The sequence below is a fragment of the Halomonas korlensis genome, assembly GCF_900116705.1.
In the GTDB taxonomy this organism is placed as follows: Bacteria; Pseudomonadota; Gammaproteobacteria; order Pseudomonadales; family Halomonadaceae; genus Halomonas; species Halomonas korlensis.
This window is the reverse complement of the sequence record NZ_FPBP01000012.1, coordinates 1-17,363: the sequence shown is the minus strand read 5'-3', so window position 1 is coordinate 17,363 and position 17,363 is coordinate 1. Positions and strand designations below refer to the sequence as shown.

Annotated in this window: 18 protein-coding genes; 9 read left to right on the top strand and 9 right to left on the bottom strand. The window is 64.7% G+C overall.

Going from position 1 to position 17,363, the window contains the following annotated elements; genetic code table 11:
• Window positions 1-11 precede the first annotated feature (11 nt).
• The gene (locus BM341_RS14960; RefSeq protein ID WP_089796873.1) at window positions 12-812 is read left to right on the top strand and encodes a hypothetical protein; all 801 of its coding nucleotides are present in this window, start codon (window positions 12-14) and stop codon (window positions 810-812) included.
• Between the two features lie 18 nt (window positions 813-830).
• On the opposite strand, the gene BM341_RS14955 is transcribed toward BM341_RS14960, so the two are convergent.
• From BM341_RS14955 to BM341_RS14940, 4 genes are read right to left on the bottom strand one after another with little or no spacing between them, the layout of a single operon-like run.
• Window positions 831-1,349, bottom strand: a complete 519-nt coding sequence (locus tag BM341_RS14955) for a winged helix DNA-binding protein (RefSeq protein WP_342713900.1) — start codon at window positions 1,347-1,349, stop codon at window positions 831-833.
• A gap of 29 nt (window positions 1,350-1,378) precedes the next feature.
• The gene (locus BM341_RS14950) at window positions 1,379-2,674 is read right to left on the bottom strand and encodes a TRAP transporter large permease (RefSeq protein WP_089796871.1); all 1,296 of its coding nucleotides are present in this window, start codon (window positions 2,672-2,674) and stop codon (window positions 1,379-1,381) included.
• A 16-nt stretch (window positions 2,675-2,690) separates the two neighbouring features.
• Window positions 2,691-3,242: a TRAP transporter small permease gene (locus BM341_RS14945; protein ID WP_089796870.1), complete on the bottom strand. Its 552-nt coding sequence runs from the start codon at window positions 3,240-3,242 to the stop codon at window positions 2,691-2,693.
• 52 nt (window positions 3,243-3,294) lie between these two features.
• Entirely contained in the window at window positions 3,295-4,296 is a 1,002-nt protein-coding gene (locus BM341_RS14940; RefSeq protein WP_089796869.1) for a TRAP transporter substrate-binding protein, read from the bottom strand.
• 201 nt (window positions 4,297-4,497) lie between these two features.
• Here BM341_RS14940 and BM341_RS14935 point away from each other — a divergent pair, with 201 nt between their 5' ends.
• The 3 genes from BM341_RS14935 to BM341_RS14925 are packed head-to-tail and all read left to right on the top strand — an operon-like array spanning window position 4,498 to window position 6,907.
• Window positions 4,498-5,253 carry a 5-oxoprolinase subunit PxpA gene (locus tag BM341_RS14935; protein ID WP_089796868.1) on the top strand — a complete coding sequence of 252 codons (756 nt, stop codon included), beginning with the start codon at window positions 4,498-4,500 and terminating at the stop codon, window positions 5,251-5,253.
• Entirely contained in the window at window positions 5,250-5,972 is a 723-nt protein-coding gene (gene pxpB, locus BM341_RS14930; RefSeq protein ID WP_089796867.1) for a 5-oxoprolinase subunit PxpB, read from the top strand. Before BM341_RS14935 ends, pxpB begins: the two co-directional genes overlap by 4 nt.
• Complete coding sequence (locus BM341_RS14925) at window positions 5,969-6,907, top strand: 5-oxoprolinase subunit C family protein (protein WP_089796866.1); 939 nt, start codon at window positions 5,969-5,971, stop codon at window positions 6,905-6,907. The genes pxpB and BM341_RS14925 overlap by 4 nt, the downstream gene beginning before the upstream one ends.
• A gap of 7 nt (window positions 6,908-6,914) precedes the next feature.
• On the opposite strand, the gene BM341_RS14920 is transcribed toward BM341_RS14925, so the two are convergent.
• The 5 genes from BM341_RS14920 to BM341_RS14900 all read right to left on the bottom strand — a co-directional run bounded on the left by BM341_RS14920 (window position 6,915) and on the right by BM341_RS14900 (window position 11,844).
• Window positions 6,915-7,127 (bottom strand): hypothetical protein, encoded by a 213-nt coding sequence (locus BM341_RS14920; RefSeq protein ID WP_089796865.1) that lies wholly within the window; start codon window positions 7,125-7,127, stop codon window positions 6,915-6,917.
• Between the two features lie 191 nt (window positions 7,128-7,318).
• Window positions 7,319-8,005: a DNA-binding transcriptional regulator CsiR gene (gene csiR, locus BM341_RS14915; protein ID WP_089796864.1), complete on the bottom strand. Its 687-nt coding sequence runs from the start codon at window positions 8,003-8,005 to the stop codon at window positions 7,319-7,321.
• A 132-nt stretch (window positions 8,006-8,137) separates the two neighbouring features.
• On the bottom strand, window positions 8,138-8,956 hold the full coding sequence (locus tag BM341_RS14910) for an IclR family transcriptional regulator (RefSeq protein ID WP_089796863.1): 819 nt from the start codon (window positions 8,954-8,956) through the stop codon (window positions 8,138-8,140).
• Between the two features lie 109 nt (window positions 8,957-9,065).
• Window positions 9,066-10,274 carry a 3-oxoadipyl-CoA thiolase gene (locus BM341_RS14905; protein ID WP_089796862.1) on the bottom strand — a complete coding sequence of 403 codons (1,209 nt, stop codon included), beginning with the start codon at window positions 10,272-10,274 and terminating at the stop codon, window positions 9,066-9,068.
• A 22-nt stretch (window positions 10,275-10,296) separates the two neighbouring features.
• Complete coding sequence (locus tag BM341_RS14900; protein WP_089796861.1) at window positions 10,297-11,844, bottom strand: 3-hydroxyacyl-CoA dehydrogenase; 1,548 nt, start codon at window positions 11,842-11,844, stop codon at window positions 10,297-10,299.
• Between the two features lie 210 nt (window positions 11,845-12,054).
• On the opposite strand from BM341_RS14900, the gene BM341_RS14895 reads away from it, so the two are divergent.
• The 5 genes from BM341_RS14895 to BM341_RS14875 all read left to right on the top strand — a co-directional run.
• The gene (locus BM341_RS14895) at window positions 12,055-13,206 is read left to right on the top strand and encodes an acyl-CoA dehydrogenase family protein (RefSeq protein WP_089796860.1); all 1,152 of its coding nucleotides are present in this window, start codon (window positions 12,055-12,057) and stop codon (window positions 13,204-13,206) included.
• Window positions 13,206-14,807, top strand: coding sequence for a class I adenylate-forming enzyme family protein (locus tag BM341_RS14890; RefSeq protein ID WP_089796859.1), 1,602 nt, complete (start codon window positions 13,206-13,208; stop codon window positions 14,805-14,807). Before BM341_RS14895 ends, BM341_RS14890 begins: the two co-directional genes overlap by 1 nt.
• Window positions 14,804-15,235 carry a PaaI family thioesterase gene (locus BM341_RS14885; protein ID WP_089796858.1) on the top strand — a complete coding sequence of 144 codons (432 nt, stop codon included), beginning with the start codon at window positions 14,804-14,806 and terminating at the stop codon, window positions 15,233-15,235. Before BM341_RS14890 ends, BM341_RS14885 begins: the two co-directional genes overlap by 4 nt.
• Window positions 15,232-16,623 (top strand): hypothetical protein, encoded by a 1,392-nt coding sequence (locus tag BM341_RS14880; protein WP_089796857.1) that lies wholly within the window; start codon window positions 15,232-15,234, stop codon window positions 16,621-16,623. Before BM341_RS14885 ends, BM341_RS14880 begins: the two co-directional genes overlap by 4 nt.
• 107 nt (window positions 16,624-16,730) lie before the next feature.
• Window positions 16,731-17,363: electron transfer flavoprotein subunit beta/FixA family protein (locus BM341_RS14875; RefSeq protein ID WP_089796959.1), on the top strand; the 633-nt coding region annotated here is incomplete at its 3' end.

The following is a 17,363-nucleotide window of genomic DNA, read 5'->3' as shown; positions in this document are numbered from 1 at the left end:
AATCGTCGTCCATGCTCCAGCTGATGCTGATCAAGCTGCTGGCGACTGCCGGCATCGTGATTCTCGTGGCGCTCTCGGTAGGCCGCCTTGGGCCAAGGCTAGGCGGAATACTCGCTGGTACGCCAGTGATCCTCGGTCCTGGCTACTTCTTCATGCTACGCGAGCAAGCGGCGGGCTTCGTGCAGGACGCCGTGCTTTTCACCCTGCACGCGCTGGTGGCGACCCTGCTGTTCACAGTGTGCTTCGTGATGACCGCCACACGGCTGTCGGCTCTGCGCAGCCTGGCGCTGGCCAGCCTGCTCTGGGTGCCCGGCGCGTTGTTGTTCACGCAGATACCGGGAGGCCTGCTCGCTGCCATTGCCGCTTACCTGGTGGTGCTGTTGGTTGCAGAGGGAGTCAATCGCTGGCAGCAACTGGGGCAGCCGGTGGTGGTGGCAAGCTCGGGCTGGCTCGACCTGCTGCTGCGCGGGCTGCTGGCGGGGGCGGTGGTGAGCCTGGCGACTACCCTGGCGGCGAGATCAGGCCCCGAGCTGTCCGGTGTCATTCTGGGGTTTCCGGTCGGTATCCTGACCATCGCCTGGGCACTGCACGAGCGCTACGGGGCCGAGGTGGCACGCATGACCGTCAGCATGACCCAGCGCGGCATGCTGAGCCTGCTTGCCTTCTGCGCCGTGAGCTATCTCGGCGTGGGCCACCTGCCGGGCATGCTGGTCTTCACCCTGTCCCTGGCAGCGTCGATGACGACGAGCTTTTTGCTGTTCATGTTCAGCCTGTGGCGGGCCCGCCGGCTCTACCCGCGCTCCTCTGCCTAGCCCAGCAGCCGCATTCGGCTAGAGCGACGCGGCGGAGCGGGCGGCCTGGTCATAGAGCCCGGACATGGCCCGCAGCAGTCCCGCCAGGCGACTCATCTCCTCGCGCTCGATGCCCATCGAGGCGAGCGAATCGACCAGGCAGGCCTCGCGAATCTCGGCATAGCGGCCACAGGCCTCCCGCCCCAGCTCGGTGGTGCGAAAGAAGGTCTCCTTGCCCTGTTTCCCGCCGGTCACCAACTGCAGGCGGGCAAGCTTCTTCAGGGCATAAGTCACCGTATGGGTGTCCTCGACGTTGAGCACCAGGCAGATATCAGCCTGGCGCTTGGCGCGTTCGCGATGGTTGACGCTGTGCAGTACCAGCACGTCCAGGGCACCGAGTTCCGGGTAGCCGCTGGCGGTCATGCAGCGCACCATCCAGCGGTCGAAGGCATGCCCGGCGATAATCAGGCCGAACTCGAACTCCGAGAGCTCCTGGCTGCTGCGCGACAGGTGCTCCGAGGAGACGATGGGGCCGCGAGGTGTCCGTACGGGTGTCACGTGCTGCTCCTTTTCCATGTGTTCCCTGCTCAGTTGCTCATGGCCTGTGGCAGCCAGGTGGCGATGCCGGGGAAGAGGCTGATCAGCACCACCCCGAGCATCATTAAGAAGAAGAACGGCATGGCCGCCCAGGCGATCGACAGGATATTGCGCCCCGTCATGCCCTGCAGCACGAAGAGGTTGAAGCCGACCGGGGGGGTGATCTGCGACATCTCCACCACGATCACCAGGTAGATGCCGAACCAGATCAGGTCGATGCCGGCGGCCTCGACCATGGGCAGCATGATGGAGGTGGTCAGCACCACTACCGAGATGCCGTCCAGGAAACAGCCCAGCAGGATGAACAGGACCGTCAGCGCGGCGAGCAACATGACGGGAGACAGTCCCAGGGTGCCGATCCAGGCGGCGAGTTCCCGGGGCAGGCCGGTGAAGCCCATGGCAGCGGTGAGGAAGGCGGCGCCTGCCAGGATGAAGGCGATCATGGTCGAGGTGCGTACCGCCCCGAGCAGGGCGTCGCGGAACACTGTGCGGTCCATGGTGCCCTGGGTACTGGCCAGCAGCAGCGAGAGCACCACCCCCACGGCGGCGGCCTCGGTGGGGGAGGCCAGACCCGCATAGATCGACCCGATGACCCCGACGATCAGGCCCAGCAGGGGAATCAGGCGGCGTGCCCGGCGCAGCTTCTCGCCCAGTGGCAGGCCGGTCTCGGCGGGGGGAATCTTGCTCGGGAAGCGCCAGGACCAGAGCATCAGGTAGGCGGCGAACAGCGAGATCAGCAGCAGGCCGGGGAAGATGCCGGCCATGAAGAGGCGGGCAATGGACTGGTCGGTGGCCACGCCGTAGACGATCAGGATGATCGAGGGCGGGATCAGCAGGCCGAGGGTCGCCGAACCGGCCAGCGTGCCGATGACCAGCTGTTCGTCATAGCCACGGCGGGTGAGCTCGGGAATGGTCATCCTGCCCATGGTGGCACAGGTCGCCGCCGAGGAGCCGGAAACGGCGGCGAACAGGCCACAACCGATCACGTTGGTATGCAGCAGGCGCCCCGGAATGCGCTGCATCCAGGGCGCCAGGCCGGTGAACATGTCGTCGGCGAGCCGCGAGCGGAAGAGGATCTCGCCCATCCAGATGAACATCGGCAGGGCGGTGAGCTCCCAGCTGTAGCTCTCGCCCCAGACGTTGGAGGCGAGCACGTCGCCGGTGGGCACCGAGGTGAACTGCGAGAGCCCCAGCCAGCCCAGTCCCAGCAGGGAGAAGGCCACCCAGACGCCGCTGCCGAGCAGCAGCAGGAGGACCCCGAAGAGGACCGTCATCATTACGAGCATGGTGTGTCTCCCGGGCTCATTCCTGGCCGCTGTCGTCGATGGTGAAGCTGGAGGGCCGGGTCGCGGCGGTCACCAGGGTGGAAAGCCAGGCTTCGGCCAGTGCCAGGCAGAACAGCACCACGCCGCTGAGCATGGCCGACTGGGGGATCCACAGCGGGATGCTCAGCAGACCATAGGAGGTCTCGTTGAAGGCGATGCTGTCATCCAGCAGCCAGTAGAGGTACCAGCCCAGATAGAGGCAGAGCACCAGGGCGATGCTCAGGCAGAAGAGCTCGACGAAGGCGCGTGGCGCGGCGGGGAGCCGCCCGATCAGCAGTGTCACGCGGATATGGCCCCCATGCACGAAGGTGTAGGCGAGCCCCAGGAAGCTGGCGCCGACCAGCAGGAAGCCTGAGATTTCCGAGAGGCCGGGAATCGCCAGGCCGATGCGGTCGCCGCCGATCCCGGTGGCAATGCGATCGATGATGCGCCCGAGGATCTGGGCGGTGATCAGCGCGCAGATCAGGCAGAGGCAGAGGGCGGCCAGGTAGCCGCCCAGGTTATAGAGTGGTCGTAGACGATAGGTCATGGCGGGAACCGTGAAGCAGGGCCGGGACGAGAGGTCCCGGCGGGTGGCGGGTTCAGTCGCGAGCGGCCTCGTAGGCCTCGAGGATCTCGGCCCCCTGATCACCGGCGCGGCCGGCCCACTCCTCGGTCATGGTCTTGCCGACCTCCTGGAGCCGTTCGGCGAACTCCGGGGTCGGCTCGCTGACCTCGATGCCGTTCTCCTCGAGCACGGCGAGGGCGTCATCGGTCTCCTGACGGCTCATCTCCCAGCCGCGCGTCTCGGCCTCGGCGGCCGCGTCCAGGACCGCCTCTTGGGTGGCCTCGTCGAGGCGCGAGAAGGCCTTCTCGCTGACGATCACCATGTTCTTCGGCAGCCACAGCTGGGCGTGGTTGAAGTGGCTCAGGTAGTCCCAGGCCTTGGTGTCGGCGCCGGTGGCCGGTGAGGTGATCATGGCGTCGACGCGGCCGGTGCTGAAGGCGGTGGGGATATCCGGCACCTCGACCTGGGTCGGGACGGCGCCGAACAGCTGGGCGATCCGTTCGCTGGCAGTGTTGTAGGCACGCATGCTGAGGTTCTTGAGGTCGTCGCCGGACTCGATGGCCTGGTTGGTGTAGATGCCCTGGGGCGGCCAGGGGACGGCGAAGAGCAGGCGCAGCTGCTGTTCGGCGAGTTCCTCGGCGATGACCTCCCGGGAGGCCTCCCACAGGGTCTGGGCATCCTCGTAGCTGGAGGCCAGGTAGGGCACCGAATCGACCTCGAAGATCGGGTTCTCGTTGGCCAGGCGGGACATGATCAGCTCGCCGATGGGTACGATGCCGCGTCGCACCGAGTTCTTGATCTCGGCATGGCCGATCAGCGAGCCATTGGAGTGCACGGTGATGTCCAGTTCGCCATCGGTGGCCTCGCGCACATCGTCGGCGAACTCGCGGATGTTGACGGTGTGGAAGGTCATGTCGCCGTAGGGCGTGGGCATGTCCCATTCGGTCGCGGCCTGGGCGGTGCTGCCCAGGGTGGCTAGGCTGATACCGATGGCGGCAGCCGAGGTCAGATGGAGGAGGGAGTTACGGGCGGTCATGTGCGTTACCTCGTGTCGGGTTCTTGTTGTCGCTGCAGGTCGTCGGACAGCGGGCCGTCCAGAAGGAGTCTAGCGAGTGTTCGCGAAGAAGGTTAAGCGGGCAGTCGACGCCTGGTCAACGATGTGTAGACTAAAGGGCGATGTCTTATCGATAAAACGTTGATAAATTCTCTTTGATGCGCCATCCGGAGGAGGTGAATGATGAAGACCCTGCTGCTCAATGCCGATATGGGCGAGAGCTTCGGTCCCTGGGTCATGGGCCTGGACCACGAGGTGATGCCCCATGTGGACCTGGCCAACGTGGCCTGCGGTTTCCACGCCTCCGACCCGGACGTGATCCGCATGACCGTGCGGCTGGCCAAGCGCCATGGCGTCACCGTCGGCGCGCACCCCGCCTATCCCGACATGGTCGGCTTCGGGCGCCGTTCGATGGCCTGCTCGGCCGAGGAGGTCGAGAACCTGATGCTCTACCAGGTCGGTGCCCTGGCCGGGCTCTGCCGGGCCGAGGGCCTCGAGGTCGGCTACGTCAAGCCCCACGGGGCCCTCTACAACGACATGATGCGCGATCCGGAGATCCTCGACGCCGTGATGCGCGCGCTGGTGGCCTATGATGCCCGCCTGCCGCTGATGGTGATGGCTACCCGGGATACCGCCGCAACGCGGGCACTGGCCGAGCGGCATGGCGCGACCCTGTGGTTCGAGGCCTTCGCCGATCGCGCCTACGATGCCGAGGGACGGCTGGTCTCCCGGCGAGAGCGGGGGGCCGTACACCACGACCCCGAGGTGATCGTCGACCAGGCGCAGCGCATCGCCCGTGGCGAGCCGCTCACGGCCAGCGACGGCAGCGAGCTCGTGCTGGCCGCCGATACCCTCTGCGTGCATGGCGACAATCCCGAGTCGATCGCCGCGGTGAAGGCGATTCGCCAGGCGCTGCGTGAGCTGGAGACCGGTGCATGAGTCAGGCAGAGAGTCTCCCACGGATTGAATCGGCCGGCCTCGACGGTTGGATGGTGCGGCTGTTCGATGACATCGACGAGGCCAATATGGCGTGGCTCACCGCCCTGGTGAGAGACTGCGAGAGGGCGTTCGGCGACGTCTTGGTCGATTTGGTACCGTCCTATACCACCCTGCTGGTGATCTTCGACCCGCTGCGACTCTCGCCGGGCGAGGCTAGAACACGGCTGGTTGACCTCTTGCAGCGGCTGCAACCCGACGAGGCGGCGGCGGACGCGCCGATCATGGAACTGCCGGTCTGGTATGACGCCTCGGTGGGACCCGAATTGTCGCACCTGGCCGAGTTGGCGGGCATGAGCGTCGAGGAGGTGGTGGCCTGCCACAGTGAGCGCAGCTACCGGGTCTTCGCCCTGGGCTTCGCACCGGGTTTCGCCTTCATGGGCAGCGTCGACCCCAGGATTGAAGCGCCCCGTCTGGATACCCCACGGCGTAAGGTGCCGGCTGGGAGCGTGGCGGTGGCAGGTAAACAGACCGCGGCCTATCCCGCGATCACGCCGGGTGGCTGGAACCTGATCGGCCGGACCCCGGCGGTGCTCTTCGACCGCAACCGGGAAGGGTTCAGCCTGCTCCAGGTGGGTGACCGGGTACGCTTCGTGCCCATCGATCGCGCCGAGTTCGAGCGCCAGGGTGGTGATACCCGTGCGATGGAGGAGGGGAGATGACGGAGGCGATAGACGGCCTGAGCGTGACGCGCGCCGGTCCGCTGGCACTGCTCCAGGATGCCGGGCGCTTCGGGGTACGCCGGCTGGGAGTGACCCAGGGCGGGCCGGTAGACCTGCATGGCTGGGCCTGGGCCAACCATCTCGTGGGCAACGCCTGGGGGACGCCGGCCCTGGAGGTGACCTTCGGCGGCCTCGAGCTTGTCGCCGAGCGTGATCTCGCGATTGCGGTTGCCGGAGCCGATCTTGGCGCCACCGTGGAGGGAAAGCCACTGGCTATTTGGCAGCCCGTTACGCTTCGCGAGGGGCAGGTGCTGGCCTTCGCCTCACCCGTCAACGGTCTGCGGGCGTATCTGGCCGTCGCAGGGGGCTTTCGGGCCGTGCCGGTGCTTAACAGCGTGGCGTGCGTTATGCGCGAAGGGTTGGGAGGACATGACGGTGAAGGCCATAAGCTTGCCGAGGGCAATCGCCTTCGCGTGTCTGCCGCGGCCAGCCGAGAGGTGCCTGTCGGCGCTGCCCAGCCCCCTTCGCCGCCCGACTATCAGCAGCCCGGGCCACTCGGTTTGCTCGTCGGTGCGCAAATCGCCGAGTTCTCGGGCACCAGTCTATTTCGCGCCTTCAATACGGCCTGGCGAGTAGATGACCGCGCCGATCGCATGGGTGTTCGACTGACCGGACCGCGGCTGCAATGCCGGCTGTCGACGATGATCTCCGAGGGGATCGGCCTGGGCGCCGTGCAGGTACCACCCGACGGGCAGCCGATCGTGCTGCTCAATGATCGTCAGACCATCGGTGGCTACCCCCGGCTCGGAGCGTTCACGCCGCTGGCCTGTTCGCGGCTGGCCCAGTGCCTGCCGGGTCAGGAGGTGGAAATCAAGGCCGTCACGCACGAGCGAGCGCTGGCCGACCATCGCCGGTTTCGTGGCGTCTTCGGCTGAGCCGTCTTCATGCGCCCAGACCACTCTCGCGCAATAACTGATCGATGGGGCGCTCGACGCGATTGAGAACTGGGGTCTCCAGCAGCAGCTGGTTTTCCAGGCCGTTGAGGCCATCATCCAGACAGCGTTCGATCAGCACGGCTTTGCTGAGCCCGGTCTGACGGCTGAGTCTCTCGAGGCGTCCTTCGATATCACGGGGAAATCGCAGCAGGTGTGGCATGGGGTCTCTCCATCAGCTGGCGCCTCGTGTCGCAAGCGCCCATGGTCTAACGTCAGTTTACCATTGCCGATCGGGTGGCATTGGCTGATATCGAGTCTGGTGACTTCCCATGACGCGCTCATGACATTGAGCCGTATCTCGGCCTGATAGTGCGAAAAAACCCTGACACTTGTTTCATGCCAAGCGACCCATCATGCCAGGCCGTGCCGGTGCATCACTTCGGTAATGACAGGTACGGGAGTCATCAGGTGGTCGTGGATCAATGCCGTGGCGCGCTCGGCGTCGCGCGCCAGGCTGACCTCGACCAGTTCGGCATGTTCCTCACGCTTGCGTGCCAGGGCCGCATCGGAAAAGACGGTCTCGCGCAGCCACAAGTGACGATAGCGTTCGACCTGGTCGAAAAGATTGTTGCGCACCTGTAGCAAGTGAGGCGAGCGACAGCCCTTCACCATGGCTGTGTGAAACGCTTTGTGCCGCGCGTCCCAGATGTCGAGCAGTTCATCGGGGCTCTTGACTTCCATGACCTTGGCCAAGGTATGGGCGCAGGCCAGGATGTCGGCTTCCCAAGCGTCGTCGCCACGCTCGATGGCCAGTCGCAGCATCATGGCTTCCAGCTGGGCGCGGGCGTCGTAAAGGTCGGCAAGCTCGGCCAACGACATCGGCGCCACGCGGTAGCCGCGCTGACTGATCGCCACGACCAGCCGATCGGCAACCAGTTGCGACAACGCCTCGCGCAGCGGCCCGACCCCCAGGTCGTAGCGGGCCTTGAGCCCAGTCATCAGCAGTTTCTCGCCTGGCCGGAACACGCCGCGAATGATGTCGCGCTTGAGCCATTGATAGGCGCTGATACCGAGGTTCTGTCGAGGAATCTGCTCCATGGTGCCGCCGTTTGCCAAATATCACCATGGTAACCGATCGTCGAGATTTTCGTTACTTACAGCCACCGGTGTGCAACCGACGCCATTCGCTGTGATGGAGGCTATTTCTTGCATGGCGTGCAGGAATTTATATCAGCTTGGCATTCTAGCGGGCTCGAACTCCCGCCGGATCCGCTCGGCGACTTCGACCAGACGCGGACCGAGATTTTCCACCAATACCTCGTGCGTCAGCCTCAACCCGGATCCCCCGCAGTTGATCGCCATGACCTCGGCCCCTCCCTCGAGCACCAGCGGCAGGGCCACGGCACTGACCTCTTTCTGCCAGTCTCCCTCGGAAAGACAGAAACCGTGGTGCTCGTACTCGGTCAGGCTCTTGTTGATATTAGCTTCGATGAGTGGCCAGTCATCACCATGGAGTTTTTTCAACTCATCCAATACCTGCTGGCGACGTTCGACCGAGATGCCGCATAACCAGGCGCGGCCGATGGCAGTCGTCGCCATGGGCAGTCGCGAGCCGACCTCGAGGCGCATGATCAGCGGACCGCTGCCATGGCAGGTTTCCAGATACATCATCGAGGTGCGATCGGCGTTGCCCAGGCTGACATTACAGTCGGTAGCGTCAGCAAACCGCTGTAGGTGAGGGCGGGCGATATCGCGGATACCCATGTTGGCTAGATAGCGATAACCCAAGGCGAGTACGCCAGCCCCCAGCCGGTATTTCTCGAGATGCTGGTCGTGCTGCAGATAGCCCAGCAGCGTCAGGGTGTAAGTCAGACGCGAGACCGTTGGGCGTGGGATACCGGTACGCCGGGAGAGTTCGGCATTACCGAGGTACTCCTCGCCGGCGCCGAAAACACGTAACAACTCCAGGCCACGGCCCAGGGCCGTGACGAAGTTACGATCCTTGTCTAGGGTACCTACCCCATCATCGATGATTGTGGACTGCTTCATACAGGGTGTCCTGAGCCGAGTCACAAATTGCGGAATCTAGTATCGCATAACAGAATGAATTTGCCTGCATGTCGCTCTAAGGCCGTCAATCAACGGATCGTAGTCAGCATCAGCGCTCCAGTCGCTCAATGATGGCAGCAATGCCCTGGCCAACGCCGATACACATGGTCACCAGCGCATACCGGCCATCGCTGGCCTCCAACTGGCGCAGGGCAGTGAGCGCCAGGCGTGCTCCCGAGGCTCCCAAGGGATGGCCGATGGCGATGGCGCCGCCGTTGACATTCAGCCGTGAGTCGTCGGGCGACAGGCCAAGGCCCTTGAGGCAGCCCAGTACCTGAACCGCGAAAGCCTCGTTGATCTCGATCACATCCATCTGGTCGAGGGTCATGCCTGCGCGCTCGAGCGCCTTGCGGGAGGCAGGGACTGGCCCCAGCCCCATCACTCGTGGCTCAACCCCGGCCACGGATCCGGCCACGACACGTGCTCGAGGCCTGATGCCGGCCTTCTCACCAGCCGCCCTGCTGCCGACAATCAGCGCGGCGGCACCGTCGTTGAGACCCGAGGCATTGCCGGCGGTGACCACGCCGCCCTCGAACAGCGGCGACAGCCGGCCGAGCTTGTCTACGTCGCTGCCGGGGCGCGGGTGTTCGTCGCGGTCGATAACCAGCGGAGGTAGCTTGCGCCCCTGAGACACCTCAATGGGCAGCAATTCTTCATCATAGAAACCACGGGCCAGGGCCGTGGCATAGCGCGCCTGGGAGCGGGCTGCAAAGGCGTCGCTCGCGTCGCGTCCCAGTCCCAGGTCGTGGGCGACGTTGTCGGCGGTTTCGGGCATGCTGTGGCTGCCGTACTCCTTGCCGATCCAAGGGTTGGGGAAGCGTGAGCCGATCACGGTATCGTACAACGGCTGGTTGCGGGCATAGGGGCTTTCGGCCTTGCCGAGTACATAGGGTGCACGGGACATCGATTCCACCCCACCGGCCAGGAACAGCTCGCCCTCGCCGAGGCGGGTGGCGCGAGCGGCGTCGATAATGGCGGCCAGGCCGCTGCCACACAAGCGATTGACGGTCTGCCCGGCGACCTCGACGGGCAGACCGGCCAGCAAAGCACCGTGGCGGGCCACGTTGCGCGAGTCCTCGCCGGCCTGGTTGGTGCAGCCGGCCAGTACCTCCTCGTAGTCCTCGGGGACGAAACCGTTGCGCTCGACCAGTGCTCTCAAGGTCCTGCCCAGCAGATCATCGGGACGCACGGTGGCCAGGCTGCCGCCATGGCGGCCGAAGGGGGTACGGATTCCGTCATAGATAAAGGCGTCGTGCATGAGAGGCTCCTTTCAGTTCTGTTCAGTTCAGTTCGGTTGTCGCCAGCGGCAGGCCCAGGACGGCGCGTCGGCGCAGCCAGGGGCTGGGGCGGTAGCGAGGGTCGCGGGTGGCGGTGAAGAGGTGATTGAGGATCGTAAGGATGCGCCGGCCACCGTAGTGGTCACCCATGGCCAGCGGTCCCCGTGGATAGCCCAGCCCAAGCTCCACGGCGCGGTCGAGGGTTTCGGGGTCGGCCACGCCCTGTTGAGCAATATCGGCACCAACATTGACGATGCAGGCCACCACGCGCTGGAGCACGAAGCCGTTGCTGTCGCGAAGCGGGCTCACCGGCGTACCGTCATCGCCGAGCAGGGCCCAGGCGGCATCCCGATAGCGCGCCTCGGTGGCCGGGGTCGTCATCAGGCTACGGCGCCTGTCGAGGCCAGCCAGCATATCGATAGCAACGCAGCGACAGGGGTCGAGCCCATGACGGAGTGCACACTCGGTCGTGTCCTCGCCCAGTGGGGTGAGCAGGCACAGCGACTCGTCGCTGGGCATGTCGCTAGAGTCCAGCGGCCAGCCGGCGGCGGAGACGAGCGCCGAAAGCGCCTGGTGGGTTTCGGGGTCTTCGTGGCTGATCCACACCGGCAGGGGGACAGTCGTCGGCGGTGCGGATTCTTCTGCCATCATCGCCTTGCCATCCTCATAGCGATAGAAGCCTTCGCCACTCTTGCGACCCAGCAGCCCGGCGGCGAGGCGTGACCGCGTCAGGGGCGATGGCCGGAAACGCGGCTCTTCATAGTACTGGTGATAGATCGACTCCATCACGGCGTGGGAGACATCGAGACCGGTCAGGTCCAACAGGGTGAAAGGGCCCATGCGAAACCCGCCCTGGTCGACCAGAATGCGGTCGATGGTGATGTGGTCGGCGACGCGCTCGCCGAGAATGCGCAGAGCCTCGGTGCCGAAGGCGCGACCGGCATGGTTGACCAAAAAGCCCGGGGTATCGGTGGCGCGTGCGGTGAAGTGTCCCATGGCCTGGCCCAATGCAACCACTCGGTCGACGATCTCGGGTGCGGTCCGCAGGCCGGGAATCACTTCGACGATCTTCATTAGCGGGACGGGGTTGAAGAAGTGGAAGCCGATCACCCGCTGCGGCACTCGGCAGGCGGCAGCGATGGCTGTCACCGATAATGACGAGGTGTTGGTAGCGAATACGGCGTCGTCGTCCAGGATCGCTTCCAGACGCGTGAACAGGCCCTGCTTGGCCTCGAGGTTCTCGACGATGGCCTCCACCACGACATCGCAGCCCGCCAGATCCGCCAGATCGGACGCTTCGTGCAGTCGGGATCGGTAATGCGCCAGGTCGTCCTCGCTCAGGCGTCCCTTCGCCACTCCACGTGACCAGACGCCGGTAATGAACTCCCTGGCCTCGTCCACCGCGCCCGTACGGGCATCATGAAGCATGACCTCGAGGCCGGCCTGGGCGGCCAGCTGGGCAATGCCACGACCCATGGCGCCGGTGCCGACGAGGCCGAGGCGACGGAAGGGGGTAGCCAAAGTGGCCTCCGGGAGGGCATCGGTCGGCATGGCAAGCTTCTCCTTATGGTTGGGATATCCAGACGCAGGGTGCTTATGTTTCGCAAGGCAAAATCATGTTCCGTTTATTGACTGCTATCCTAGGCTATGCAAAAGTGCCTGGCAATAGATGCGAACGTCAATTCCGTGATGCAGAACCTGTGCCCGTGACGTTGCCGATTCCCTTGAGCCCGCCTGCCACTTCACCTATGAGGACATACCATGATTCGCGATCCCGAACTCCTGAATCAGCTTCTCGATACTCTTTCCCGTTTCGTGCGCGAACGGCTGATTCCCAATGAGGCACGCCTTGCCGAGGAGGATGCCGTACCCATCGAATTGCTCGAGGAGATGAAGGAGATGGGGTTGTTCGGCCTGTCGATCCCTGAAGAATACGGCGGCCTCGGCTTGACCATGGAAGAGGAGGCACTGGTCGCCATGGAGATCGGCCAGACCTCGCCGGCGTTCCGCTCGGTCTTCGGCACCAACAATGGTATCGGCGCCCAGGGCATTCTCATCGACGGCACGCCGGAGCAGAAAACGCGGTACGTGCCGCGGTTGGCCACGGGGGAAATCCTCAGCTCGTTCTGCCTGACCGAGCCCGACGTCGGTTCCGACGCCGCCAGTCTGCGCACCACGGCCGTACGCGATGGTGATCACTATATTCTCAACGGCACCAAGCGCTACATCACCAATGGCCCCGAGGCGGATCTGTTTACCGTGATGGCACGAACCGATCCGGCCAACAAGGGGGCGGGGGGGATCACGGCCTTTATCGTCGAAGGTGATACCCCAGGGCTCGAGCGCGGACCCGCCGACAACAAGATGGGACAGAAGGGCGCCCATACCTGCGACATCATCTTCAACGACTGCCGGGTACCGGCAGAGAACATCATCGGAGGGCGCGAGGGGCAGGGCTTCAAGACTGCCATGAAGGTGCTCGACCGCGGCCGCCTGCACATTTCCGCGGTCTGCGTCGGGGTCGCCGAGCGGCTGGTGGAGGAGTCTCTCAACTATGCCATGGAGCGCCAGCAGTTCGGCGTGCCGCTCTCCAGCCATCAACTGATCCAGGCGATGCTTGCCGACAGCAAGACAGAGGCCTACGCCGGACGCACCATGGTGCTCGACGCCGCACGCCGCAAGGATGCCGGCGAGGATGTCTCGACCTTGGCCTCGTGTGCCAAGCTGTTCTGTGCCGAGATGGTCGGGCGTGTTGCCGATCGTGCGGTTCAAATCCACGGCGGAGCGGGCTATATGGCGGAGTATGCCGTCGAGCGTTTCTATCGTGACGTGCGGCTGTTCCGCATTTATGAAGGTACCACCCAGATCCAGCAACTGGTGATCGCCCGCAACATGGTGCGGGAGGCATCCTGATGGCCCTTTCCGTAACGCGGCAAGCACCCGATGAGTGCATCTTCGGGCGCCTGGCCAGCGATCTGGTGGCCGAGCTGCCCGAGCGCTTGAGCACCCGGGTGCTCGACAATGCCCGGTGCTTTCCCGACCAGGCGGCCCTGGTCGATGGCGAGGTTCGCTGGAGCTATGCCGACCTGGGCCGCGAGATCCTCGAGGCACGGGCGTGGCTGGCCTCACTGGGGGTGCGCCCGGGCGACCGGTTGATGACCGTCGGTGAGAACAGCCGTGCCTTGGTAGTCGTGCTGCTGGCGGCCAGCGAACTCGATGCCTGGGTGGCCATCGTCAACTCGCGGCTGTCGGCCCGGGAGATCGACCTGATCCGCGACGACTGCCAGCCGCGGCAGGTCTTCTATACCAGCGAGGCGTCGCCCGACGCGGAAGCGCACGGCCAACGCCATAGTGCCGAACGCCTGGTGCATCCCGCTTTAGGGGCGTTGCGGGTGGGGACACTGGTCGATAGCGAACCCGAACCGGTCGCAGCCAGTGGCGCCGAACAGGTCGCGGCAATGATCTATACCTCGGGAACGACTGGTACACCCAAGGGCGTCATGCTCACGCACCGCGGCATCCTCTACATTGCCTCGATCTCCGGCGGCATGCGACACTTGGGTAAGGGGCAGCGTGTCTACGGCGTGTTACCGATGTCTCATGTCTTCGGGCTTTCTTCGGTGTGCATGGGATCACTCTACAACGGTGCCTGTCTTTATACGGTGCCGCGCTTCGATGCGGCGATGATGCTCGATGCCCTGAAGCGGGAACGCATCACCGTCCTGCAGGGGGTGCCCGCCATGTACGCGCGAACCCTGGAGTTTCTGCGCCAGCGGGGCCAGACCTTGGAGGCGCCAGCGCTGATCTATATTTCCGCGGGGGGCTCGCCGCTGGATGCCGACATCAAGAGGAGGGTCGAGGCGGCCTTCGGCCTGACGCTGCATAATGGCTACGGCCTGACCGAGGCCAGCCCGACCATCAGCCAGACCCGCATCGACGATCGCCATGCCAGCAATACCGTGGGACGCGTGCTGCCGCTGCTGGAGTATCGCCTCGAGCCGTTAGGCGCGAATGGCGATGCCCCCGATGACGCTGACGAGGTGGGCGAGCTCTGGGTGCGCGGGCCCAACGTGATGAAGGGCTACTTCCGTCAGCCCGAAGCCACGCAGGCCTGTCTTACCGAGGACGGCTGGCTTAATACCGGCGATATCGCGCGTTTCGACGAGGACGATCAGCTCTATATTGTCGGGCGCAGCAAGGAGCTGATCATTCGCTCCGGGTTCAATATCTATCCGCCCGACGTGGAGGCGGTGATCAACGAGCATCCCGGCGTAACGCTGTCGGCCGTGGTGGGGCGTCAGGTACCGGGCAATGAAGAGGTGGTGGCCTTCGTACAGTGCGAACCGGGGGCGGATCTGGATGAGACGGCGCTCCGGGCATTCATTGCCGAGCGATTGGCGCCCTACAAGCGGCCTACCCGGATCGTGCTGGTGGATAGCCTGCCCGCGACGGCCAGTGGCAAGATCCTCAAGGGACGACTTCGTGACCTGGCACAAGGGAAGGATGCGACATGAGTGATGCCTTGCCGTTGTCGTGGCGGATGGTGGGTTTTCAGGATTTCCTGGGAATTCGTGTCGTCGACTGGCAGCCGGATCAGGTGACGCTCGAGCTGGCGGTCGAGCCGCACCACCTCAACCGCAGTGGTATCGTGCATGGCGGGGTCCTCAGCACCTTGCTGGATGTGGCCATGAGCTTTTCAGGATTGCACTGCGAGGCTCCGGATCAGCTGCGCAAGGCGATGACGTTGTCACTCACCACTACCTTCGTCGGGCCGGCGCGCCAGGGTAGGCTCCGTGCCACGGGAACGTTGCGAGGGGGAGGTCGCAAGACCTTCATGGCCAGCGGCGAAGTCGTCGATAGTGTAGGCCGGTTGGTTGCCCTGGGCGAAGGCTCGTTTCGTCGCCGCAGCGGCAGCGAGTCGCCGGAGGACGTGGCCGAGTGACGACCGACCGGCTGCGGGCATCGCTGCTGTTGACGGTGACGCTGGCCACGCTGGTGCATCTAATCGTGGGCAATCCCTTGGCGCAAGGCCTGGGTATTGCGGCCTTGGGGGTTTACCTGCTTACCCTCAGAGGCCAGTTGTCGGGCATGTCAAAGGGACTGCTCTGGGTTGCCGCCGGAGCGACGCTGATCGCCATCGGGTATGCGCAGGAGCCAGACCGGCTGCTGTTCGAGGCGGCAGGGCGCTTCGCCTTCTTCGCCACCTTCGTCGTAGCGCTGGGAATGTTGCGACTGCCCGCTTACCGCTCGCGACTGGTGCGCCGCTGCGGGCAGAGTATGCTGTTGCAGCCGCCGGGTCGGCGCTATCCGATCCTGTCGCTGGGCTCGGCGCTGTTCGGCATCATTCTCAATATCGGCGTGCTGAACCTCTTTGCCGCCATGATCGAGAAGAGCAACACCCTCGGCGCCGCCCAGGGGCGTGTCTGGGTGCAGCGTGCTCGCCGCCGGCGGATGATGCTGGCGCTGTTGCGGGGCTTTTCCCTGGCACCGCTGATCTCGCCCATGGGCATCGGCGTAGCCGTGGTGCTCTCCAGCATGCCTGAGGTGGCGTGGCGCGAGCTGGCGCCTTATGCGCTGGGCGCGGCAGTGCTGATCTTCCTGATTGGTTGGCTGGCCGACCAGCTTGCCGGCCCCCATCCCCTTGCGGTCGACTCCCGTCGAGCACCTTCCTTGTTGCCGCTGGGCCGGTTCGCGCTGTTGTTGGCGGGCATCGTGACGCTGGTGTTCTGCCTTGCCTGGTGGCTCAAGGTGCGCTTGCCGATCGCTGCCCTGCTTGGGGCACCCTTGGGTGCCTTCGTGTGGCTGGCCTGGCAGCGTCGTCGCCTCGGCGGTCTGGGGCTGGTCGCCGCGGGGCGCAGCCTGCATCGCCAGTTGCCTTGGCTACTAGCGCCTACCCGCAACGAGATCGTGGTGCTGGGAGCGGCGGGCTACCTGGGACATCTCTGCGTGGGCCTGGTGGACACAGCGACCCTGGTTACGGCATTGACCGTCCTGGATACTCTGGGTGCCTGGAATGCGGTGCTGGCCATGCTGCTGGTCATGGTGCTGGCGCAGATCGGCATCAATCCCATCGTCACCGTCACCCTGCTGGCGGGGATCCTGCCCACCCTGGCTATCGAGGGATTGGCACCACCGCTGATCGGCGCCTCGCTGATGGTCGGCTGGGCGCTGGCGCTGATGTCCTCACCGATGACGGCCTCGATGTTAATCCTGTCACGCTTCACCGGCGTGCCCTCGACTCGGATCGGCTATCGCTGGAACGGCGCCTTTCTGTGCATGTCCATCCCGCTGTTGGCCAGCTGGTTTCTGCTGGCACGCTTCGGTAGCTGAGGGATCGGGCTTGACGCCGGTGGTAGGGCTTCGTATCGTTTATGGAATGTGGTGAAACTAAATTTCGACACGCGGAATAGCATGAATCCAACCATGGGAGAGCAACCATGAAGATCCTCGTCGCGGTCAAACGCGTCATCGACTACAACGTCAAGATTCGGGTCAAGCCCGACCACAGCGACGTCGACCTCACCAACGTCAAGATGGCCATGAACCCTTTCTGCGAGATCGCCGTGGAAGAAGCGGTACGCCTGAAGGAGCAGGGCGTGGCCACGGAAGTGGTCGCCGTCAGCGTCGGCCCCAAGGCTGCCCAGGAGCAGCTGCGCACCGCCTTGGCCTTGGGCGCCGACCGGGCGATTCACGTCGAGACCGACGACAAGGTCGAGTCGCTGGCCGTCGCCAAGCTGCTGGCCAAGGTCGTCGAACAGGAGCAGCCGGGGCTGGTGATTCTCGGCAAGCAGGCCATCGACACCGACAACAACCAGACCGGTCAGATGCTCGCCGCGCTGGCCGGGCTGCCCCAGGGCACCTTCGCCTCCGAAATCAGTGTCGAGGGCGAAGGGGATGAAAAGCGGCTGCAGGTCACCCGTGAGATCGACGGCGGGCTGCAGACCGTCGAACTCACCCTGCCGGCTATCGTCACCACCGACCTGCGCTTGAACGAGCCGCGTTACGCCAAGCTGCCCGACATCATGAAGGCCAAGAAGAAGCCGCTCGATGTCACCACCCCGGCGGAGCTT